We start from the raw sequence: 20,992 nt of genomic DNA on the forward strand, positions 1-20,992 counted from the left end.
ATTTACGCATAATTCACTTCACCGTCACCTTAGCGCCAACGCACAGTTACTGAGATCCCCTTATATAAATGGCTGTCCCCGTGTCTAAACAATATTTTCAACCCTTTTTGGAGCAGTAATAATGGCGCTTAAAGGCCGCAACCTTCTCTCTAGTCTCTTTGCCTCCTCTCGTTCCAGCCTGACCTGCACCTACAAGTGCGGTAATGCTTGCTTTGGCGAGTGCGAGAACAAGTCCGATAACCCGTACTTTGCTGACCAGTTCTCCCGCCGTACCGCGCTGCGTGCGGGCAGCCTGTCCGTCGTCACCGTTGGTGGCGGCGCTGCTTTGGCGGCCTGCTCCAACCCGGATGATGCATCCAACGAGGCTTCTTCCTCCGAGGGCAAGGGCGGCAAGACCTCTGAGGCGAACGTTGAGCTCACCTCCGCAGAGGGCATGAAGTTCGACCCAGTACAGCCAAACGAGAAGGACGAAGTGGTCATCCCGGATGGCTACGAGCAGTCCGTCCTCATTGCCTGGGGCGACCCGCTGTTTGAGGACGCGCCGGAATTCGATGACAAGAACCAGACCGCCGAGGCAGCTGAGAAGCAGTTCGGCTTCAACAATGACTTTGCGGGCCTTATTGAGCACCCGGACGATGACAACCGCCTTATCTACGTCTGCTCCCACGAGTACACCACCGAGCCGCAGATGTTCCCCAACTACGATGCGGATAACCCCACCGAGGAGCAGGCCAAGATCGGCTGGGCTGGCCACGGCCACTCCATCGTGGAGGTATCTAAGGTTGGCAAGACCGGCGAGCTCAAGCGCGAGTTCGGCCCGCTAAACCGCCGCATCACCGCCACCACCGAATTCACCCTGGTGGGCCCTGCTGCCGGCTCCGATTACGTCAAGACCTCCGCCGATAAGACCGGCAAGAAGGTCAAGGGCACCCTGAATAACTGCTCCGGCGGCATCACTCCGTGGAATACCATGCTTTCTGGCGAAGAGAACTTTGACCAGTACTTCGCCCACGCCAAGCTGGATGACAAGAAGGCGCAGGAGTCCCTGGAGCGCTTCGGCATGGAAGACGGCGAGTCCCAGCGCAAGTGGGAGCGCTTTGATAAGCGCTTCGACGTCTCCAAGGAGCCGAACGAGCCGAACCGCTTTGGCTGGATCGTAGAAATCAACCCGCTGGACCCGAAGTCCACCCCGGTCAAGCACACCGCGCTGGGTCGCTTCAAGCACGAGGCCGGCAACATCCACATCGCCTCCGATGGCACCGTCGTGTGCTACTGCGGCGATGACTCCCGCTTCGAGTACATCTACAAGTTCATCTCCACCAAGAAATACAAAGAGGGCGACATCGAGCACAACCTCACCATCTTGGACCACGGCACCCTGTACGTGGCCAAGGTAGAGGGCAACTCCCCAGAGGACGAGATTGACGGCTCCGGCGTGCTGCCAGAGGATGGCGCCTTTGATGGTAAGGGAGAATGGATCAAGCTGCTGACCTCCGATACGGAGAACAACAAGTTTGAGTCCCACGTTGATGGCATGTCTGCCGAAGAGGTTGCCGTCTACACTCGTGAGGCCGCCGATAAGGTGGGCGCCACCAAGATGGACCGCCCTGAGGATATGGAGGTCCACCCGGACTCCGAGAAGGTCTACGTGGCCCTGACCAACAATAAGTACCGCGGCGCTACCGGCGAGAATGCCAAGAAGAACAAGGAAGAGCCGATGGAGTGGGCTCCCATCAAGGAGAACAAGAACGGCCTGGTCATGGAAATTGAAGATGACCACGCTGGTGAGAAGTTCACTTGGAACCTCTTCCTGGTCTGTGGCGATCCGAAGGAGGCCAATACCTACTTCGGCGGCTTTGACAAGGAGAAGGTATCCCCAATTTCCTGCCCGGATAACCTGGCCTTTGATAGCCACGGCAATATGTGGATCTCCACCGACGGCAACGCGCTCGAGTCCAACGATGGCCTATACGCCGTAACCACCGAGGGCGATACCCGCGGTGAGCTCAAGTGCTTCCTGACGGTCCCGGCAGGCGCCGAGACCTGCGGCCCCATCGTCACCGATGAGCGCGTGATGGTCAACGTTCAGCACCCAGGCGAGACCGATGACGCCACCTTTGAAAAGCAGACCTCCCACTGGCCAGAGGGTGGCAAGTCCACCCCTCGCCCGGCAGTGGTTGTGGTGTGGAAGAAGGACGGCAACATCGGCGTCGATAAGAAGTAAGCACCACCTGGTTTAAGCACCCACCGCGCGGCCCTCGTTCCTCCACTGGAACTGGGGCCGCGCTGTTGTTTTCCCTGCCGGCTGCATGGAGCACTGCGCCCCAAACGCCTTTCAAATATAAATCCACCCGCCGATCTCCCCCACGGGCTAATACCTATGTGAGTTGTGGCATACTATCCGCACGTGTGAGACACGCCACCTAACCGCCCATGAGGAGACGCACACCATGAACTCTCTTGTCCTCGCCATCATCGGCATCGCGATGATGGGCGCCGGCTATCTGCTCTATTCCAAGTTTCTAGGAAAGAGCATTTTCCGGCTATCCCCGAACTACTCCACCCCGGCCCACACCATGGAAGACGGCGTGGACTTTGTGCCCACCAATAAATACGTTCTGTGGGGCCACCACTTCACTTCCGTGGCGGGCGCCGCGCCCATCATCGGTCCGGCCGTAGCCGTCATCTGGGGCTGGGGTCCGGCGTTTCTCTGGGTCACCCTCGGCACCGTCTTCTTTGCCGGCATGCACGATTTAGGTGCGCTGTGGGCGTCGCAGCGCCACAAGGGCCAGTCCATCGGCACGTTGTCTGGACGCTACATTGGCAAGCGCGGGCGCAACCTCTTCCTCATCGTCATCTTCCTGCTGCTGTTGATGGTGAATGCGGCCTTCGCCGTGGTCATTTCGAACCTGCTGGTCTCCACCCCTACGGCCGTAATCCCCACGTGGGGCGCCATCGTCGTCGCGCTGCTTATCGGCCAGGCCATCTACCGCCTGAATTGGAACCTGCCGCTGGTCTCCATCGTGGGCGTTGTCGCGCTCTACGCGTTGATGATCATCGGTGACCGCGTGCCTGTGGTCCTACCAGATACAGTCCTGGGAATCCCCGCCAACGGCGTATGGATCATCTTGTTATTCATCTACGCCTTCATCGCTTCGATGCTGCCGGTATGGGTGTTGCTGCAGCCGCGCGACTACATCAACGGCCTCCAGCTCTTTGTGGGCCTAGCCATCTTATACGGCTCCTTTCTCATTACCCGCCCTTCGCTGGCCGCACCGGCGCTGCGCGACAACGTGCCAGACGGCACACCGGGCATCTTCCCACTGCTCTTTGTCACCATCGCCTGCGGCGCTATTTCCGGCTTCCACGGCGTGGTGGCCTCCGGCACCTCGTCCAAGCAGGTGGATAAGGAAACCGACGTTCGCTTTGTGGGGTACTTCGGCGCCGTGGGCGAGGGCCTACTCGCGCTAGGCACCATCATCGCCACCACCGCAGGCTTTAAGTCCCTGCAGCAGTGGGAAGAGATCTACTCCGAGTGGAATGCCGGCGGCGTGGAGGCCTTCGTGCAAGGCGGCGGCGCACTCATGAATGAGGGCATGGGGATTCCCACCTCCCTCTCCGGCACCATCTTGGCCACCATGGCCGTCCTCTTCGCCGCCACCACCATGGACTCGGGCGTGCGCCTGCAGCGCCTAGTGGTGCAAGAAATTGGCGAGATCATGGGTGTGCGCATCAAAGCCTTGGCCGCCACCGTCATCGCGGTAGGCTTGGCCTTCGGCCTGACCTTCTCCGCCGGCGCGGATGGATCCGGCGGTATGACCATCTGGCCGCTATTCGGCACCACCAACCAGCTCATGGCGGGCCTTTCCTTGGCCATCGTGGTGGTCATCCTGACCCATCTGCGCCGGCCGACGTGGCCGGTGGTTTTCCCGCTCATCTTCGTTACCGCCATGTCACTGTGGGCCGCACTGCTCCAGCTGAAGTCCCTCTTTACCAGCCAGAACTGGCTGCTATTCTGCATGGACGTCATCATCGTGGTCGCCGCCATCTGGGTCATCGTGGAAGCCGTCGGCGCCATTTCCCGTGCCCGCAAGGAGACCCCGCTGGAGTGGTCCGATGATGACCTTGACGCCCCGCTGCCCGAGCATGCTCGACAAGCTTAAGGCACTTGCGGCGGGGCTCAATGAGTACTACCAGGCCCCGTATCGCGCCAGCTTTGCCAAGGCCCAGCAGCAAGAAGATGATCTCTTCATGATGCTGGTCGCCTCGGAGGCGCTCGGCATCCCCAACCCGGCCAGCTACTACACCCTGGAGCTTTTGCCGTTGATCTATGAGGATTTCCACGCCTGGCATACGCGCATGGGAATGGATAGATCCCCGCTGGAGAATATTCAATGTTGTTAGAGACCGCACCCATCATGTTCTTTGGCGGCAAGGGCGGGGTGGGCAAAACCACCCTGGCCACCGCTACCGCGCTACGCTTGTCCCGCAATCACCGCGTCTGCCTGGTGTCCACGGACCCGGCGCATAACCTGGGGCATATTTTTGGTGCCTCGCTTGGCGACGCCCCCGTAGACCTCACCCCTACCCTGTCCGCCATCGAGATCAACCCTGCGCGCGCGACCGAGCAGCACCTGGCGCACGTAGAGAACTCGATGCGCCGCTTTATGCCCGAACACCTCCATGGTGAAGTTAAGAAGCACCTCGACCTAGCCCGGCAATCGCCCGGCACACAGGAGGCGGCGCTATTGGAGCGCATAGCGGCGCTGGTAGTGGAGGAGTCGAATTTCGACTACCTCATCTTCGATACCGCCCCCTCTGGGCACACTTCGCGGCTAATGGCCTTGCCGGAGATCATGGCCGCCTATACCGATGGGCTGCTCTCCCGACGCGAGAAATCCGATAAATTCGGCTCGCTGGTGCGCGGGATGTCTAGCGGCAGCGGCGCAGATAATGACCCGGTGGACCGGCGCAATCAGGAAATTCGCGCCACGCTTTTCCAGCGCCGCGAGCGCTTTGCCCAGCTGCGCACCGCGCTTACCTCCCCGCGCACCGTGTTTCACATCGTGCTCACCGCCGAGCGCCTGCCCGTGCTGGAGTCAGCCGAGTTCCATGTAGACCTCACGAGCAACGGTGTGCGGGTGGGATCCATGCTGGTTAACCGGCGCACCCCGACCGACCAAGGCGAGTTCTTGGCCGCCCGGCGCGCCGCCGAGGATGAGGCGCTCGCACTGCTGCGTGCCCAGCTGCCTGATACCCCGGTGCGCGAGGTTCCGTGGTTGCCGGAGGAAGTGGGGACTCCGGGGGCCGTCGACAAGCTGGCGGCCTACCTCTAGCTCCACCCGCCCGCGCCGCTGTGGGCTTGGGTCTGCTAAAACCGAAACTATGACTTTGCTCACCAACGAATACCTATCTCACTTGCGCGAGGAGGCCGCGGCCGATTCCCGGCTGCGCATCGCGCGCAACGCCATCACCAACGTCGGGGCGGCCAAGGCGGCCCTAGACCGCGACCGCATTACCTCCCTCTACCCCACCACCGAGGTCAAGCTGGATAGCTTGGGCGTATCGGACCAAAAGCGCTCGGGCCGTTGCTGGATGTTTGCGGCGCTGAACGTCTTCCGTCACCGCGCGGCCAAGGAGCTCAATGTAGATGACTTCGAGTTCTCCTTCACCTACCTGCAGTACTTTGACAAGCTGGAGCGCGCCAACCTGGTGCTCAACCAGCTGCTGGATAAGAAGGACGCCGGCTGGGACGAGCGCACCGTCGCCGCGGTGCTCGACCACGCGGGGGCCGATGGCGGCTGGTGGTGCTTCTTTAGCAACCTCGTAGCCAAGTACGGCGCCGTTCCTGCCGAGGTCATGCCGGAGGTACGCTCGTCTGGAAATACCGCGGAGATGAATCGCGATCTTGCCACCGTGGTACGCCGCGCCGCCGCACAGGACGGACCGCGCGAGGACATCATCGCCCAGGCACGCACCGATTTCCACCGTATCCTGGCCATCCACCTGGGCACCCCGCCGGAGGAATTTACCTGGGCGTATCGCACCAAGGACGAGCAATTCGTGCGCCTGCACTCCACCCCGCGCGAGTTTGCCGATAAGTACCTGCCGAACTTGGACGAGTACGTGGTGCTGGCCGATGACCCCCGCTCCACCAACCCCAAGCATCGCGTGTTCAGCAGCGCCGAGGAGACCAATGTGTTGGGCGGCGCACCGCAGGAGTACCTCAACGTCAGCGCGGCCGAGCTGAAGGACACTGCCAAGCGCAGCCTGGCGGCCGGCGAGCCGGTGTGGTTTAGCTGCGATGTCAACCGCCAGTTCTCATTCCTCAACGGCGTATGGGACGAGGGATTGGTAGATACCGATGGCCTCTACGGCATCGATTCCTCCATGAGCAAGGAGGAGCGTTTTACCTCCGGCGAGACCGCGCCCACCCACGCGATGGTGCTCACCGGCGTCGATGGTGACCGCGCCTGGCGCGTGGAAAATTCCTGGGGTTCTAAGCCGCCGCGCAAGGACGACGGCGAGGATGTGCCCGGCAAGGGCTTTGCCACGATGGCCGATGCCTGGTTTGACCAGAACGTCTTCCACATCGCCGTCCGCAAGGAGCACCTGAGCGACGAGCTGGCCCAGGCTCTTGCCACCGAACCGATTGAGCTTCCCCTCTGGGACCGGATGAACTAAGGAGAATCGAGAAATGACAGAGATTAAGCCGAACGAGGTTCATGCCGTCAATGCCGAGCTCACCAGCGATGCCACGCTGCGCCTGGTGCGCAATGGGGTGGCCCAGGAGGGCGTGGACAAGCTCAGCCTCGACCACGAACAACTGCGCCATCTCACACCGGTAACCAGCCATAAGCTAGATTCTTGGGGCGTGGCCGACCAGAAGGCATCGGGCCGCTGCTGGATTTTTGCCGGCCTCAATTCCCTGCGCGGCGGCCTGATGGACAAGGCCAACCTCAAGGACTTTGAACTTTCCCAGACCTATATTTACTTCTTTGACAAGCTGGAAAAAGCCAATTGGTTCCTTACCGCCATGGCTGAGCTCAAGGACCGCGAGATTACGGACCGCACGGTGACCAAACTCATGGACGATCCCATCGATGACGGCGGCCAGTGGTCCATGTTCGTCGCCCTGGTGGAAAAGTACGGCGTGGTGCCGCAGTACGCCATGCCGGAGACCGCCTCTTCTGAGGCCACGGCGATGCTTAACCGCAATCTGCAGACCGTGCTGCGTCGCGCCGCCCACCGCATCCGCAGCGGCGAAGAGGGCGCGCATAAGCAGGCGCTTGCCGACGTCTACCGTATCCTCACCGCCAACCTTGGCCTACCACCCGAGGACTTTGTGTGGCAGTATCGCGATAAGGACAATGAATTCCACCGCGCTGGCACCTATACCCCACAGGAGTTTGCCCGGGAATACCTGCCGGCGGACCTAGGCGAGTACGTGTGCGTGGTCAACGACCCACGCAACGCCTATGGCGAGCTCTTCACCGTCGAGTATCTGGGCAACGTGGCGGGAAAGCGCGTGACCTATTTGAACGCGCCTGCGGAGGTGCTGCGCGATGCCGCGCGTGCCTCCATCGAAGACGGCCAGCCGGTCTGGTTCGGCTGCGATACCGACCAGCAATCTGATGATGAGCACGGCGTGTGGGCCAAGCACCTGCACGATTATGAGGCCTTCTACGGCGTGGAGATGGATCTGGACAAGGCGCAGCGTTTGCGCCTGCACGAGTCCCTCATGACCCATGCGATGGTCTTTACCGGCGCCGATATCGCAGACGACGGCACCGTCAATCGCTGGCGCGTGGAAAATTCCTGGGGCCCGAAGAAGGCCGATAAGGGCTTTTGGACCATGGCCGATGACTGGTTCGACGAGTTCGTCTTCGAAATCGCCGTGCACCCCTCCCGCCTGCCGGAACAATACCAAGCGGCGCTGCAGTCCGAGTCTGTCACTACCCTGCCGGCCTGGGATCCGATGGGAGCGTTGGCGCGTTAAGCCTGCGGCGTGCCAAGGCGGCGCACATAGAGCATGCACACTAAGTCGCGGTCCTCGTTGACCGCGATGGTGCGCTCGCCTTCCTGAGTGAAACCGCGGCTGTCATAGAACTGATAAGTGCAGCCGTCATCGGTAAACAAGTAGACATTCTTTCCCTCGTGACGGGCTTCGAAGGCCTCGAGCAGCGCCGTGCCCACGCCGCTCACGCCGGAATTGGGATCCGCGACGAGGAAGCCGATTTCGCCATCAATGGGGTGCTTACCCAAGTACTTGAGCAGCATGTCCTGATTGGCGGCATCGTAATCATCGCGGTGGCCGCCCGGGCGCAGGTTATTAAAGATTTCCACCGCGTGAACAAATGCCTTGCGCCACCACGGATATGGCAGCGCGGGCTTGCCCTTCATGGAGGCTAAAAGCACGCCGAGGAAGCGGTCGCCATCGTAGGCGGCCAAGATATCGGTGGCTTTGGCGCGCTCTAAATCCCAAAAGTAGCGGCCGTAGGCGCGCTCAAAGCGCGGGTTCTTCACAAACCAGTGCAGGTGCATGCCCTCGATGGCAAAAGAAATGGCTTTGGGCTCATCGCGCGGGTCAAGGTCGCGGATCTGGATATCGGTCATTAGTCCTCCGATGGCTGCTGGGAAGCGGTACCCTGCGCGCGCTGTTGCTCGCGCTCGAGCTCGGCCTTGGCTTCGTGTTCTTCAATATTATTAAAGCCGATGCCCAGCGGCAGGCCCACATTATCGATGAGGCGGACGCCGCCGATGGTCGCAGCGACGAGCAAGCGGGCATCGCCCTCCTCGGGAGGCATGCCGAGGTCGCGGCCGCGCACCTCAAGGTAGTCCGGCTCAACGCCTGCTGCGCGTAGGACTTCCGCGGCAACCTCGCGGACCTTCTCCGCACCGGCTTCGGCGGCATGCGCGCCGGCGGTCAGCGCGGCGGATAGGGCCGCGGCTTGGTCACGGGATCCGGCCGAGACGTTGGTATTGCGCAGGCTCATCACCACACCATCGGGCATGCGTACAGCGGGCACACCCTGCACGCGGACACCCAGGTGGAAGTCTTGAACCGCGTGGTGGATGGCGAGGAGGAGCTCGTAGTCCTTTTCGCCGAGGAGGACGTCGGTAGGCGAAAGCGTCAGGATGAGCGCAAGGTACAGCGAGAGATCCTCGCTGAGGTCCGGTTCAAGGGCGGTCGCGGCGTCGGCCGGAGCTACGGCGATGCGGCGGCCATGCGGCCATAAGGTCTCTGGCGAGTAATCCCACACGATGTCCACGCCCTCGGCGCGCAGGAGCTCAAGATCCTCCTCGTGCGGGGACTGCAGGGCCACGACGGTAACCGCGCCGCGAATGTGCTTGGCCGCGCGCACCAGCGCGATATGGCCGGCGTGCACGCCGTTGGTCAGCGGCACGAAGGCCACCGGACGGCCAGTCTTATGAAAGGCGCTGCCAACCATGCGGATGCGCTCAATCTCACTGATGACGGTGGCATTTCCCAGCTCTAGGCTCATCGGCTCTCCTCTTGTAGGGCCCACATTTCCAGCTCCTCGCGGCCGTCTACCTCGCCTAGGCGGCGGGCAACCTCCACGTAGCTGCGGCGCAGGCCGGGGTCGGTGGCGCCGCGATAGGCGGCGATGATTTCTTCGGTGTCCATGTCCTCACCCACCATGGGCTTTTCCTCTGCAGAGGGGAAGAAACGAGCATCGACCGCCGCAGAGATGTGCAAGCGCCGCAGCATCTCGGCGTAGTAGGCGCGGGCGGCAAAGGAAGGACGTTCGGCATCGGAAAGCGCGACGGCTTCGCCGCGGAACTCGGTGATATTGAGCTCCACTACAGTCTCGCCCAGCTCGTCCAGGGTGGTCACGGCCCAGCGCATGAGTGCAAATGGGGCGAGTGCCGCAACGACACACCCGCGCGTTTCTAGCGGATCTAGCACTTGGACACCGCGCGAGAGGCAAGTGTGGAACACGATAAGCCCGTGGTGGACGTGGGGTTCAAGAAGTTCCACGGTGGCTTCTAAGCGGGCATCGCCCACGGCGATGATGAGGGCCTCAAAAGAGGCAAGTTCGGCCGGGTCCGAGAGCATCTGCACCTCATGGCCGGCGCGTTCCATGGCATTGGCCAAGGTAAAGCCGGCCAGGCTCCGGCCGAAGAGGGCTACCCGCATGCGTGGCGGGCGCATTTATTTATCCTTCTTCTTCGCCTGGGCCAGCAGCTCGGCCACGGAGACCGCGCCCTCGCGCTTATCGTCGCTGCGGCGGCGGCCGCGTGTCTGCTCCTCTGGCTGAGGTTCAGCCGCACGGTGATGCGGGCGGGCTGCCTTCTGGCGTACTGGTTCGGCCGATTCCGGAGCCACATGTTGACCCGACCCCGGGTACTCCGCGCGCTCATCGCGCTGCGGCGTCGGCTGCTGCGGAATGTCCTGGGTCTCATCATTGGCCTTGGTGGCAGCCTCTGGCTTGCGGTGGCTGCCATGGTGCTCGCTGGAGGCGGAAGCGTGGGTGGTCTTCAGGGAATCATCGCCGCCGGTATCCCAGCGCACGGCCTGGAAGCCACCAGTATTGAAGGTGGAGGCACCAGAAGTCTTACCGGAGGTGCGCTGCGCACGGGTCTTTTCGCTGATGATGTCATTGAGCGGGTTGGCCTCGGTGTGCGCCGCGGACGGCTGATTGCCCAATCGGCCGGCGATGGCATCGGCGGACGGGGCGCCGGAGGAGGACTGGGTGAAGTCCACATTGCCTTCCTCAGAGCCAGGGCGAGCAGCGGCCGCGGTCTGGGCCTCGAGCTGCATGATGCGGCGCGCCTCGGCGTGCAGGGCGGCCGGTTCATAGGTGAAGTCCTGGCCGGAAAGATCCTCAATCTGCTTGCGGATGGCAGCCAGCTCGGTGCGGATCTCATCCAGCAGCTCCTGGTCTGGCAGCGGCTGGCCATCGGCTGCGCGGACCTGCTTAAGCTCGGCGCGGTGAGCGCGCTCCTGCAGCTCCAGCTTGGTCACGGATTCCTCGGCCTGGCGGCGGTAGCGCATGACCAGGAAGAAGCCAAGCACGGCGGCCCACAGTGCTGCAATGAGGGCGATCTTGAGCGCGGCGGCAGAGCCGGAAATCAGCATGACGATGCTGGCCACCACGGCCAGCACCACGAGGACGATAAGGCCGATCTGGCCCAAGTCCGGCTTGGTCGTCTTGGCGGAAGTATTGCTAGAAGAAGAGCGCGGCTCAGTCATGCTCACTAATGTACCGTTTGAACCCCATCTGGTGGGGGCGGGGTCTCGCAGTGTCGCTCTAGCCGCAGGCCAGCGGCGGCCATCGCGAGGCCACCAAGCGCGGAGGCGATGACGCCCACGAGGTCATCTGAGGCCGCTGTGAGCGTACCGGCGTTGGGGATGACGTAGACGGCAATGCCGGCATAAATGCCACCCACGATGGAACCCGTCCATGCCGAGGCCTTTCCTACCAGCATGAACTGCGTGATGGTCATGGGGTTGAGCTGCGAATTATCCAGGCCAATGCCATGCTCGTCCTCGGTGGCTTGGTCCACCTTCCAGGTCAGCGCCACACAGACAACGGCCATAAGCCACAGCGTGGCCGAGACCGTTACTGGGATTTGCAGCATGGAGCCATAAAAGCGCGTGGTGAGGATGGCCGCCGCGGCGGCGAAAAAGACCCCGGTGCCGATGAGGGCACCCAGCGAGGTCCGTGTCATAGCTCCTCCATCATGCCCAGCCGGCGAATCTCGGCGCGCTCTTTCGGGTCGAGTGCTGCTACCCGCTTGGCGACGCCCTCCCCACTCAACCTAGCACCAGCATCGGCCGCCAACCACGGAATCAGCACGAAGGCACGCTCGTGGGCATAAGGATGCGGGACGATAAGCTCTGGGTCATCGGAAGTAAAACCTTCAATATCGACGATATCCACGTCCAGCGTGCGCGGTCCCCAGTGGCGCACGCGGACGCGCTCGGCGGCCTCTTCAAGCTTCTGCCCGCGGCGCAGGAGTTCCTTCGGAGTCTCCTCGACGTCCACGATGAGCACCGCGTTGAGGAATTCGTCTTGATCCGTTACTCCCCACGGCGGGGTGGCATAGACGGGCGAAGCGGCAACGATCTCGCTGGCAAACTCGTCGAATACCGTGCGCAAAAGCTCCACGCGGTCATCCATATTGGAGCCGATGGACAATACCGCGCGCATTAGAGGGTCCTCGCGTGCTTGCGGGAGCGGCGGGCGACCACGGCGACGTCGGCAAAAGTGCGCGGAATCGGCGCCTGCGGCTTGTGCAGGGTGACCTCCACGGCATGCAGGCCTTCGAAGGTCTCCATGATGGTATCGGCCACCTCGCTGGCGACGGTCTCGATGAGGTCGCGGGCGGGGCCTTCGATGATTGTGGCGGCGACGTCGGCAAGCTCGGCGTAATTGATGGTCTTGGTCAGATCATCGGTGGCGGCGGCCCCTGCGAACTCAGACCAGCAGGTGATATCCACGATGAAGGGTTGGCCGGTGCGCTTTTCTTCTTCGAAAACGCCGTGGTAGCCAAAGCATTCTAGGCCGGTGAGCTCGATGCGGTCTGCCATGTTTTACTCCTCAGGGTTGCGCGGTAGGGCGGTGGATTTCATGGTGCCATTGCCATCGGCGCCATTGCTATAGCTGCCGGTCGCCCTGGCGCCGCCCGCGTAGCCGTTGCCGGCGTTCCACGCGGCCGCAACATCGACGGCATCGCGCGAGACGGCGACCTCGTGCACGCGCACGCCCCACGCGCCCATCTGGGCGGAAATGGCGGTTACGGCCGCAGTTGCGGGATCGGCCAGCAGCGGGCTGGATTCCACGCCACGGTCCTCCCGGATGGCGGCAAGGAAGCGCTTGCGCGAGGCTCCCACCAGCACCGGGAATTCAGCGTCGAGGAACTCCGGCAGGGCCTTGAGCAGCGCCCAATTATCCTGCGGAGTTTTGGCAAAGCCCAAGCCCGGATCGAACACGATATTATCGCGTCGCACGCCAGCCGTCAGCGCATTATTCGCCAGGCGCTCGAGGGTCTCATGCACATCGCGCACCACATCGCCGCCGTGGTCGGCGCTACCGGCTGCGGATCCAAAGGCGCCTTCCTGCAGCGTGCGCCAGTGCATCAAACAGACGGGCACGCCGGCCTCGGCCATCGCGCGATACATCTCCGGATCAGCCAGGCCACCGGAGACGTCATTAATCATGTCCACACCGGCCGCTGCCGCCGCGCGGGCCACCGAGGCCCGCATCGTATCCACGGAAGTGCGGATGCCCAGCTCGCTCAGCGCCTTAATGACGGGAACCACGCGGCGCTTTTCGACGTCCGCTTCTACCCGCACCGCACCCGGCCGGGTGGACTCACCACCGACGTCAATCATGTCCGCGCCCTGCGCCACGAGTTCGCGGGCGTGGTTAATGGCGGCATCGACGTCCAACCACTTACCGCCATCGGAGAAGGAATCCTCCGTGACGTTGACGATGCCCATCACCAGCGTGCGTTGGGCAATGGTCAGATCCGATACCGAAGTTGCCTGCTGCATGGCGTGCTCCTTCTCGCTTTCGTGGTAACCGGGGGACTTAGCTGCGAATCAGGCTGAGCACCTCGGCGCGGGAGGCGGCATTATTTTTGAAGCCGCCTCGCACCGCGGAGGTGGTCGTCGTCGCCCCCGGCTTGCGGATGCCGCGCATGGCCATGCACAAGTGCTCGCACTCAATGACCACGATGACGGACTGCGCGCCGAGCACCTCCACCAAGGCGTCCGCTACCTGCTGGGTGAGGCGCTCTTGGACTTGGGGGCGCTTAGCGTACATATCCGCCAGGCGGGCGAGCTTGCTCAAACCGGTGACGTGGCCGTCTTTGCCTGGGATGTAGCCGATATGCGCCACGCCGTAGAACGGCACCAAGTGGTGCTCGCAGGTGGAATAGATGGGGATATCGCGCACCAGAACTAATTCTTGGTGGTCCTCGGCGAAGGTTTTGTGCAGGACCTCGGTGGGATCCTCGTGCAGGCCGGCGAAGACCTCGCGGTAGGCGCGGGCCACGCGGGCCGGGGTTTCGCGCAAGCCCTCGCGGTCAGGGTCCTCCCCTACCGCAAGGAGCAGCTCACGCACCGCTGCCTCCGCTCGGTCTTGGTCGAAGGCGGCGCGAGCGGGAATGTGATTATCAGGCATTAGTTATCTTCTTGCTTGTCGTCCTCGCGCGCATAGGGGTTCTTGCGGCGATCCTTTTCGTCCCAGCCAGGGGTAAACCACTGGCTGGTATCAGCGTCCTGCTCTGCACCGGCATCCGGCTTGTGGTGCTTTCCACCACCGGTAGTGGGGCGTGCAGCCGGACGGGCGGTTGACTCGGAAGCCGGAGCAGACTGAGCATCGCGAGCCTGCTGGGCAGGCTGGCCCGGCGTGGAGTCCTCAGAATCCTTTGCGGGGCCGCTGCCCAACTCGCGGGCGGTGTCCGGGTCGACGTAATCGCCGGCGTGCTGGCCAAAGTTGAAGCCCACCTCACCCTTCGGCTCTTCGCCGGCGAGGCGGCGCTCGCGGGCGGCCCGGGAGGCATCGAGAAGCGTCATGCGCTTAGGCAGCTCCTCGCCGCGCTCTTTCGCCAGCTCGACCGGGGTCTTCACTGGGGCGTAGCCAATCTGACGCGGGAAGCGGTCATCCTCACCTGGGAAGACATCGAAGGCCTCGCGCGGCTCGATGCCATCGAAAATGCGCTCCAGGTCAGGGCGGCGCAGGGTTTCCTTCTCCAGCAGGGCCGCGGCCAGCTTGTCCAGGTAGTGACGGTTATTGCGCAAGATGTCATAGGCCTGCTCGTGCGCGCGCTCGAGCAGGTAGCGCATCTGCTCATCAATCTTGGAGGCAACCTCATCGGAGTAATCGATGGAGCCACCGCCACCCATCTGGCTGAAGGGATCGCCCTGCTCCTTGCCGTACTTCACGGTGCCCAGGTCCGGCGAGAAGCCGTACTCGGTGAGCATGGAACGAGCGATCTTGGTGGCGTTTTCGATATCGGAGGACGCACCGGTGGTCGGCGCACCGAAGACCAGCTCTTCGGCAGCGCGGCCGCCCATGGCAAAGACCAAGCGGGAGAAGAGCTCGTCGCGGGTGTACATGCCCTTGTCATCTTCCTGGGAGGTCATGGCGTGGCCGCCGGTGCGGCCACGGGCCAGGATGGTGACCTTGTACACGCGCTCAATATCCTTGAGTGCCCACGCAGAAAGCGTGTGTCCGCCCTCGTGGTAAGCGGTGACCTTCTTCTCGTGCTCGGAGATGATCTTGCCTTGGCGGCGCGGGCCGCCCACGACACGGTCGGTGGCCTCTTCCAAGGCGTCATAGGTAATGACGTTGCCGCCGATGCGGGCGGTAAGCAAAGCGGCCTCGTTGAGTACATTGGCCAGGTCCGCGCCGGACATGCCGGCGGTGCGCTTGGCCAGCTGCGCTACGTCAACCTCTTCTGCCAGTGGCTTATTCTTTGCATGCACGCGCAGGATCTCCTCGCGGCCGGCAAGATCCGGGTTGGTGACCGGAATCTGGCGGTCGAAGCGGCCCGGGCGCAGCAGCGCCGGATCGAGGATATCCGGGCGGTTGGTGGCGGCAATGAGGATTACGCCTTCGCGGTCACCAAAGCCATCCATTTCTACCAGGAGCTGGTTGAGGGTCTGCTCGCGCTCATCGTGGCCTCCGCCGGTACCGGAACCGCGCTGGCGGCCCACGGCGTCAATCTCGTCCACGAAGATAATGCAGGGGCTATTTTCCTTCGCCTGCTTGAATAGGTCGCGCACGCGGGAGGCACCCACGCCGACGAACATTTCCACAAAGTCAGAACCGGAGATGGAATAGAACGGCACGCCGGCCTCGCCGGCCACAGCGCGGGCAAGCAAGGTTTTACCAGTACCCGGAGGGCCGTAAAGCAGCACGCCGCGCGGGATCTTGGCACCTAGTTCGTGGTAGCGGGTGGGGTCTTCCAGGAAGTCCTTGATTTCCTGCAGCTCATCCACGGCTTCGTCCGCGCCGGCCACATCCGCAAAGGTATTGGTCGGCATATCCTTGGTCAGTTCCTTGGCCTTGGAACCGCCGATGCCAAACATTCCGCCAGCACCCTGCTGCATGCGAGACATGAGCCAGAAGAGCACGCCGAAGAGGATGATCATCGGCAGCAGCATGCTCAGCATGGAGCCCAAGAAGGATTCCTGCGTGACATTGGTCTGGTACTTCTCGGCGCCGGAATCCTTGACGGCGTTAAAGACCTGCTCAGAGGCGCGGGCCGGGTACTTGGCCACGATTTCCTGCACACCGTCACGCTCGTCTACCGTGATTTCATCCTTGAGCTTGATGCGCAGGCGCTGCTCGCGGTCATCAATTTCCACCTCATCGACGTTTTTGTCTTTGAGCTGGGTCAGCGCAACCGAGGTATCCGCTTGCACGTAGCCGCGGGCATCGTTGCTAAAGAAGGTAAAGGCGTACAGCGCGATAAGGATGAGGGCCGCAATCCCGCCGTAGCGAAGAATCTTGTTGTTTTTCATTACTGCGCGATTTTAGTTGGTGGTATAGACATCGGGGTGGAGGGTGCCCACGTAGGGGAGATCGCGGTAGCGTTCCGCATAGTCCAAGCCATAGCCGATGACGAATTCATTCGGGATATCAAAGCCCACATCCAGCAGATCAATATCAGCCTTGACTACTTCGGGCTTGCGCAGCAGGGTGACCACATTCAGCGAAGCAGGGCTGCGGCCTTCCAGGTTGCGGATGAGCCACGACAGGGTGAGGCCGGAATCGATGATGTCTTCCACGATGAGCACGTTGCGCCCGGCAATATCGCGGTCCAAATCCTTCAAAATGCGCACCACGCCGGAAGAGGAGGTGGAGGCACCGTAGGAGGATACGGCCATAAACTCCAGCTCGGAGGGGATGGATAGCTTGCGCGCAAAGTCTGTGAGGAAGAATGCGGCGCCCTTGAGCACGCAGACCAACAGCAGGTCGTGCTCAGAGTCGGCATACTTTTCCGAAACCATATCCGCGAGTTCTTGGACGCGGTTTTGCAGTTCCTCTTCTCCAATGAGGATTGCTTCTACATCGTCACCGTAGCGGTTTGCGGGAACGGCGAAGTCTTTCTTGTCGTGCACGTGTGCGCTCCTTTAATGACCAGACAATAGTGCCAGTTTGCCACCTATACGGGCTACTTCCAACCTCTGCCCCACCTGCCGGGCTGATCGCACGGCCACCGGCCCTTGCCCGTGCCAGTGGGTACATAGCTTGCCGACGTCTCCCACTGCCCTCCTTGTCACTTCTACCCCCTCGCTGACCAGCCACGCCGCGATTGCCCGCCGGCGCCGCGGTTCTGCCATCGCCGCCAAGTCGGCACAGTCCGTGGTGGGTGGGGTGCGCAGGGCGGCGTCGTCAAGCGCCGCATCGCCTGCTGCTTGAGCCAGCGCTGGCACCGCATCCCCGCCGATGATACGGCTCAACTGCGGAATGACCTCGCGGCGCAGCGCCACGCGGCGGAAATGGGTGTCCGCGTTCTGCGGGTCCTGCCACGCCGATAGGCCCAGCTCCGCGCAGGCGCCCTCGGTATCGGCGCGGCGCACGTTCAGCAGCGGCCGCACCACGCGGGCGCCTTCCACCTCGCTGCGCTCACTCATGCCCGCCACTCGTCCGCGCAGCGCGCCGAGCAGCAGCGTTTCCGCCTGGTCATCGGCCGTATGCGCAACGGCAACCTCTAATCCTTCGTCCGCGCACGCGGCGGCCAGTGCTCGATACCGCGCTACCCGCGCGGCCGCCTCCATCGACTTCTGGCCCGTTGCGCCGGCCTCAACGTTCAGCACTCGCGCTCGCGCGCCTAGCTTTCGCGCCTGTTCGGCCGCGCGCTCGGCCTGCGCCCGCGAGCCGTCCTGCAACCCGTGGTCCACACACAGCGCGAGCACATCGTGACCCTCCGCCACGAGCGCGGCCATAAGCGCCAGCGAGTCCGCGCCTCCGGATAGCCCAACGGCCACCGCGTGGTCGAGGGCGGCGGCGCGCACGCCGCGCCGACACGTTAGAAAGTGCGGCGAAACCCGCGGCCAAAAGGGCTTTTTAGAACTCATGCAGTGCAGAAGCCAACGCGTCTTGAGCCTTGCGGGCGGCCAAGATATCGCCGTCATTCACAAGGAAGGCAAAGGCATACACGCGCCCGGAATTACCCTGCGCGGTGCCGGCCAGGGCGGAGACCCCAGTCAGCGTGCCCGTCTTGGCGCGCACATAGCCCTTGGCCGCGGAATCCCCGTAGCGCTCGTACAAGGTGCCATCACCGCCGGCTACTGGGAGGTAAGACACCAGCGGGCGCAGGCGCGGATCATTGACCGCGCCATTAATGAGCTGCGTCAACAGCCCGGCGGTGAGCCGATTGTCCACCGATAGCCCGGAATTATCCTTAATATCCACGCCGTCGACGTCGAAGCCCTCTTCCCGCAGGACATCCAGCGTGGCCTGCGTATCGCCTTCAAAGCTGGCCTCCTTGCCCCGGGAAACCGCCAGCTCACGCGCAATGGCCTCGGCCATGACGTTATCCGAGTGGCGCACCATCTCCCGGGCGCGGTCCGCTAGCGGCGGCGAATCCACGCTCGCCACCTCCTGCGCATTCTCCGCGACGGAGCCCATGCCTACCTTGCCCGCGCCGAGGCGATCGCCTAGCTGCTTAGCGACGTCCAAAGCAGGCTCATGACTCCTCGGCACATCCCCCGTCGTCGCGCCCAGGCGACCGCCGTAGAGCATGGCCGGTTCCATCGGCGCGACGAAGCCGCCGTCCACGTTTTCCGGATCCCACCCCGGGGCCTGTGCCTCGCCGGACCACGCGGAGGTATCGATGTAGACACCATCGACCTGCTCGACGTTCTTCGAAATCTGCTCGGCCAAATCATCGAGTTGTTCGTGCGTCATCCACACATCACCCGCGGCCTTGATGACCACGTTCTTTTCGTTCGACCCGCGGTAGACCTTGGTGGTGATTTTCTCATTCTCATCCAGCGCTAACGTCGCCGCCGCAGTGGTGAGGACCTTCGTGGACGAGGCCGGGGTAAGCCGCTTATCTGCGTCGCGCTGCCACACTACGTCACCGGTTTCGGTATCGATCACCTCGCCGCCGAACGTGGCAAGGTCCTTATTCTTAGCGAGCTCATCCAGCTTCGCGCTCAGCGCATCCATGTCCGCCTCGCCCGGCTGTGCTGCGCTCAACGGCTCCTCAGGAGTCTCGACCGCCTGCGCCTCCCCGTGCGAGAGATCGCCGTATTCGCGCTGGAGGGTAACGCCCAGCGCAGCCGTACCTCCGACCGCTGCCGCTACCACGAGCGCGGTCGCTGACCACCAAACATGCTTTGCTTTCATTGCCTTTAACCCTAGCGCGAATCCGCAACGCGCTAGACTATGGGCAGTAATTGATACCCAATCCCCCATGGAGGACATCGCTGTGAGCGTTGAAGTAACCATTGAAATCCCGAAGGGCTCCCGCAACAAGTACGAGGTTGACCACGAGTCCGGCAAGGTCTACCTCGACCGTTACCTGTTCACCCCGATGGCTTACCCGGCTGACTACGGCTTCATCGACCACACCCTGGGCGAGGACGGCGACCCGCTCGACGCCCTGGTCATCCTGCCGGAGCCGGTCTTCCCGGGCGTTGTTGTTGAGGCCCGCATCGTCGGCGTGTTCAAGATGACCGACGAGGCCGGCGGCGACGACAAGCTGCTCGCCGTCATCGATGACCCGCGCTGGGAGCGCTACCAGGACATCAACGATGTGGAGCAGCACATCAAGGACGAAATCGAGCACTTCTTCGTCCACTACAAGGACCTGGAGCCGAACAAGGAAGTCACTGGCTCCGGCTGGGGCGACAAGGCCGAGGCAGAGAAGATCCTCGACGAGGCTAAGGCTCGCTTCAAGTAAGACTTCCTGCTCCGGGCTGCCCTTAGGGCGTTTCGATCAAATAGCACCGCGAAAGCGGCGGTTTCAAAGTCCGTATTTGATCGAAACGCCCCTTTTTGTCCCTTTTCGCCCTTCTTCGCATCCGCAAGGCCCTCCCCGCGACACCTTCCCGTCCCCGCAGTACAATTCGATCACATAGCAGGCCGAAACCACCGGCCTCGGGGGACCTAATTGATCGAAATGAACGCCTAGGGGTGGGCGCATGAGAATCTTCACCACGCGCAGGGCCGCGCACCGCGCAATCAACAACCAAGCCGTGAAAATCTGCCACGGCCTCTATACCGAAGGAAAGCCCTCGCCGCGCGAACTCGCGGAAATCGTCTCCCATCGCTGGCCCGATTCAGCGCTCGACGGCTACTCGTGTGCCCACCACTACCTCGGCCACCCTTTAAGTTTCCCACTCCACTTCCTGCGCGCGGGAATGATGGCCTCCAGCCCGTACTTCCGCAGCCGCCGCGCCCGTCCCAAGGCGCTTGGTCAGCTCAATGGAATTAACGTGTGCAATCCGCTGCAGGCCACAGAAATCATGGCGGAAGAAGACGCCGTCGCCTTCCTCGAGGCCTGCTTTGCCGGCCAGTACGGCGCCTCCCAGATGGAGGGCCACATGCTTGATTTTCAGCGCTTCCCGCAGCACACCCGGCGCGTGCTGGAAAACACCATCCTCGGCGCTGATAGCGTCCCCGAGCGCAACCTCACCCGCGCGCTTCGGCCCCATGTCACCGTGCACAACAACAGATACATTGGCCCTTACCGCTGGGACTTACTCTTGGAGGAACACAAGCTAGCCATCGAAGTCGACGGCTACGCCTACCATCAGGGCGAGAACCGGCAGCGGTTCGAAATTGACCGCCAAAAGCTGAACGACGCCGTCCAAAGAGGCTACAAACCCCTCCACTTCACCGCCGCCACAATCGAGCACCACCTCGACATAGCTGTTGGCCAAGTCCTCGCAATAGTCCACGGTAAAGACAACATTGTGCAGCCACCGTGGCAGTGGCACCACTACTGGCGGTTCCAGCGCTAGCACTGCGGCACGCGGAGCAGCACAAGGTCCTAT

General features: G+C 62.6%; 21 protein-coding genes. 8 read left to right on the forward strand and 13 right to left on the reverse strand.

The window, feature by feature from the left end; genetic code table 11:
- Positions 1 to 121: 121 nt before the first annotated feature.
- The 6 genes from QP971_RS08975 (at position 122) to QP971_RS09000 (ending at position 7,999) form a co-directional block, all read left to right on the forward strand.
- Positions 122 to 2,224 (forward strand): PhoX family protein, encoded by a 2,103-nt coding sequence (locus QP971_RS08975; protein WP_284811448.1) that lies wholly within the window; start codon positions 122 to 124, stop codon positions 2,222 to 2,224.
- A 226-nt stretch (positions 2,225 to 2,450) separates the two neighbouring features.
- Positions 2,451 to 4,163, forward strand: a complete 1,713-nt coding sequence (locus QP971_RS08980; RefSeq protein WP_284811450.1) for a carbon starvation CstA family protein — start codon at positions 2,451 to 2,453, stop codon at positions 4,161 to 4,163.
- On the forward strand, positions 4,147 to 4,404 hold the full coding sequence (locus QP971_RS08985; RefSeq protein ID WP_284787309.1) for a cory-CC-star protein: 258 nt from the start codon (positions 4,147 to 4,149) through the stop codon (positions 4,402 to 4,404). Before QP971_RS08980 ends, QP971_RS08985 begins: the two co-directional genes overlap by 17 nt.
- A complete protein-coding gene (locus QP971_RS08990; RefSeq protein ID WP_284811452.1) occupies positions 4,395 to 5,336 on the forward strand; it encodes an ArsA family ATPase in 942 nt (313 codons plus the stop codon). The genes QP971_RS08985 and QP971_RS08990 overlap by 10 nt, the downstream gene beginning before the upstream one ends.
- Positions 5,337 to 5,385: 49 nt before the next feature.
- Positions 5,386 to 6,684: a C1 family peptidase gene (locus QP971_RS08995; RefSeq protein WP_284811455.1), complete on the forward strand. Its 1,299-nt coding sequence runs from the start codon at positions 5,386 to 5,388 to the stop codon at positions 6,682 to 6,684.
- A gap of 13 nt (positions 6,685 to 6,697) precedes the next feature.
- Positions 6,698 to 7,999, forward strand: coding sequence for a C1 family peptidase (locus QP971_RS09000; protein ID WP_284811457.1), 1,302 nt, complete (start codon positions 6,698 to 6,700; stop codon positions 7,997 to 7,999).
- On the opposite strand, the gene QP971_RS09005 is transcribed toward QP971_RS09000, so the two are convergent.
- From QP971_RS09005 to dacB, 13 genes are read right to left on the reverse strand one after another with little or no spacing between them, the layout of a single operon-like run.
- Positions 7,996 to 8,616, reverse strand: a complete 621-nt coding sequence (locus QP971_RS09005) for a GNAT family N-acetyltransferase (RefSeq protein WP_284811459.1) — start codon at positions 8,614 to 8,616, stop codon at positions 7,996 to 7,998. The genes QP971_RS09000 and QP971_RS09005 overlap by 4 nt on opposite strands.
- The gene (locus QP971_RS09010; RefSeq protein ID WP_284811460.1) at positions 8,616 to 9,506 is read right to left on the reverse strand and encodes a pantoate--beta-alanine ligase; all 891 of its coding nucleotides are present in this window, start codon (positions 9,504 to 9,506) and stop codon (positions 8,616 to 8,618) included. Before QP971_RS09010 ends, QP971_RS09005 begins: the two co-directional genes overlap by 1 nt.
- Positions 9,503 to 10,177 (reverse strand): 6PGD fold domain-containing protein, encoded by a 675-nt coding sequence (locus QP971_RS09015; RefSeq protein WP_239236061.1) that lies wholly within the window; start codon positions 10,175 to 10,177, stop codon positions 9,503 to 9,505. Before QP971_RS09015 ends, QP971_RS09010 begins: the two co-directional genes overlap by 4 nt.
- The gene (locus QP971_RS09020; RefSeq protein WP_284811464.1) at positions 10,178 to 11,218 is read right to left on the reverse strand and encodes a DUF6779 domain-containing protein; all 1,041 of its coding nucleotides are present in this window, start codon (positions 11,216 to 11,218) and stop codon (positions 10,178 to 10,180) included.
- Positions 11,219 to 11,223: 5 nt separating this feature from the next.
- The gene (locus QP971_RS09025) at positions 11,224 to 11,697 is read right to left on the reverse strand and encodes a DUF3180 domain-containing protein (RefSeq protein WP_284768831.1); all 474 of its coding nucleotides are present in this window, start codon (positions 11,695 to 11,697) and stop codon (positions 11,224 to 11,226) included.
- Complete coding sequence (gene folK / locus QP971_RS09030; RefSeq protein ID WP_284811466.1) at positions 11,694 to 12,179, reverse strand: 2-amino-4-hydroxy-6-hydroxymethyldihydropteridine diphosphokinase; 486 nt, start codon at positions 12,177 to 12,179, stop codon at positions 11,694 to 11,696. Before folK ends, QP971_RS09025 begins: the two co-directional genes overlap by 4 nt.
- The gene (gene folB / locus QP971_RS09035; RefSeq protein WP_284811468.1) at positions 12,179 to 12,559 is read right to left on the reverse strand and encodes a dihydroneopterin aldolase; all 381 of its coding nucleotides are present in this window, start codon (positions 12,557 to 12,559) and stop codon (positions 12,179 to 12,181) included. Before folB ends, folK begins: the two co-directional genes overlap by 1 nt.
- A gap of 3 nt (positions 12,560 to 12,562) precedes the next feature.
- Positions 12,563 to 13,525, reverse strand: a complete 963-nt coding sequence (gene folP, locus QP971_RS09040; RefSeq protein WP_284811470.1) for a dihydropteroate synthase — start codon at positions 13,523 to 13,525, stop codon at positions 12,563 to 12,565.
- Positions 13,526 to 13,562: 37 nt separating this feature from the next.
- Positions 13,563 to 14,156: a GTP cyclohydrolase I FolE gene (gene folE / locus QP971_RS09045; RefSeq protein WP_005325658.1), complete on the reverse strand. Its 594-nt coding sequence runs from the start codon at positions 14,154 to 14,156 to the stop codon at positions 13,563 to 13,565.
- Entirely contained in the window at positions 14,156 to 16,504 is a 2,349-nt protein-coding gene (gene ftsH / locus QP971_RS09050; RefSeq protein ID WP_284811472.1) for an ATP-dependent zinc metalloprotease FtsH, read from the reverse strand. Before ftsH ends, folE begins: the two co-directional genes overlap by 1 nt.
- A gap of 12 nt (positions 16,505 to 16,516) precedes the next feature.
- A complete protein-coding gene (gene hpt / locus QP971_RS09055) occupies positions 16,517 to 17,104 on the reverse strand; it encodes a hypoxanthine phosphoribosyltransferase (RefSeq protein WP_198492084.1) in 588 nt (195 codons plus the stop codon).
- Positions 17,105 to 17,116: 12 nt separating this feature from the next.
- Positions 17,117 to 18,064, reverse strand: coding sequence for a tRNA lysidine(34) synthetase TilS (gene tilS, locus QP971_RS09060; RefSeq protein ID WP_284811474.1), 948 nt, complete (start codon positions 18,062 to 18,064; stop codon positions 17,117 to 17,119).
- Positions 18,054 to 19,340, reverse strand: a complete 1,287-nt coding sequence (dacB, locus tag QP971_RS09065) for a D-alanyl-D-alanine carboxypeptidase/D-alanyl-D-alanine endopeptidase (protein WP_284811476.1) — start codon at positions 19,338 to 19,340, stop codon at positions 18,054 to 18,056. The genes tilS and dacB overlap by 11 nt, the downstream gene beginning before the upstream one ends.
- Positions 19,341 to 19,422: 82 nt before the next feature.
- On the opposite strand from dacB, the gene QP971_RS09070 reads away from it, so the two are divergent.
- Both QP971_RS09070 and QP971_RS09075 read left to right on the forward strand, forming a co-directional pair.
- Positions 19,423 to 19,896 (forward strand): inorganic diphosphatase, encoded by a 474-nt coding sequence (locus QP971_RS09070; RefSeq protein WP_005329894.1) that lies wholly within the window; start codon positions 19,423 to 19,425, stop codon positions 19,894 to 19,896.
- Positions 19,897 to 20,137: 241 nt separating this feature from the next.
- A complete protein-coding gene (locus QP971_RS09075) occupies positions 20,138 to 20,959 on the forward strand; it encodes an endonuclease domain-containing protein (protein ID WP_284811478.1) in 822 nt (273 codons plus the stop codon).
- Positions 20,960 to 20,992 lie beyond the last annotated feature (33 nt).

Source organism: Corynebacterium marquesiae (assembly GCF_030229635.1).
Lineage (GTDB): Bacteria > Actinomycetota > Actinomycetes > Mycobacteriales > Mycobacteriaceae > Corynebacterium > Corynebacterium marquesiae.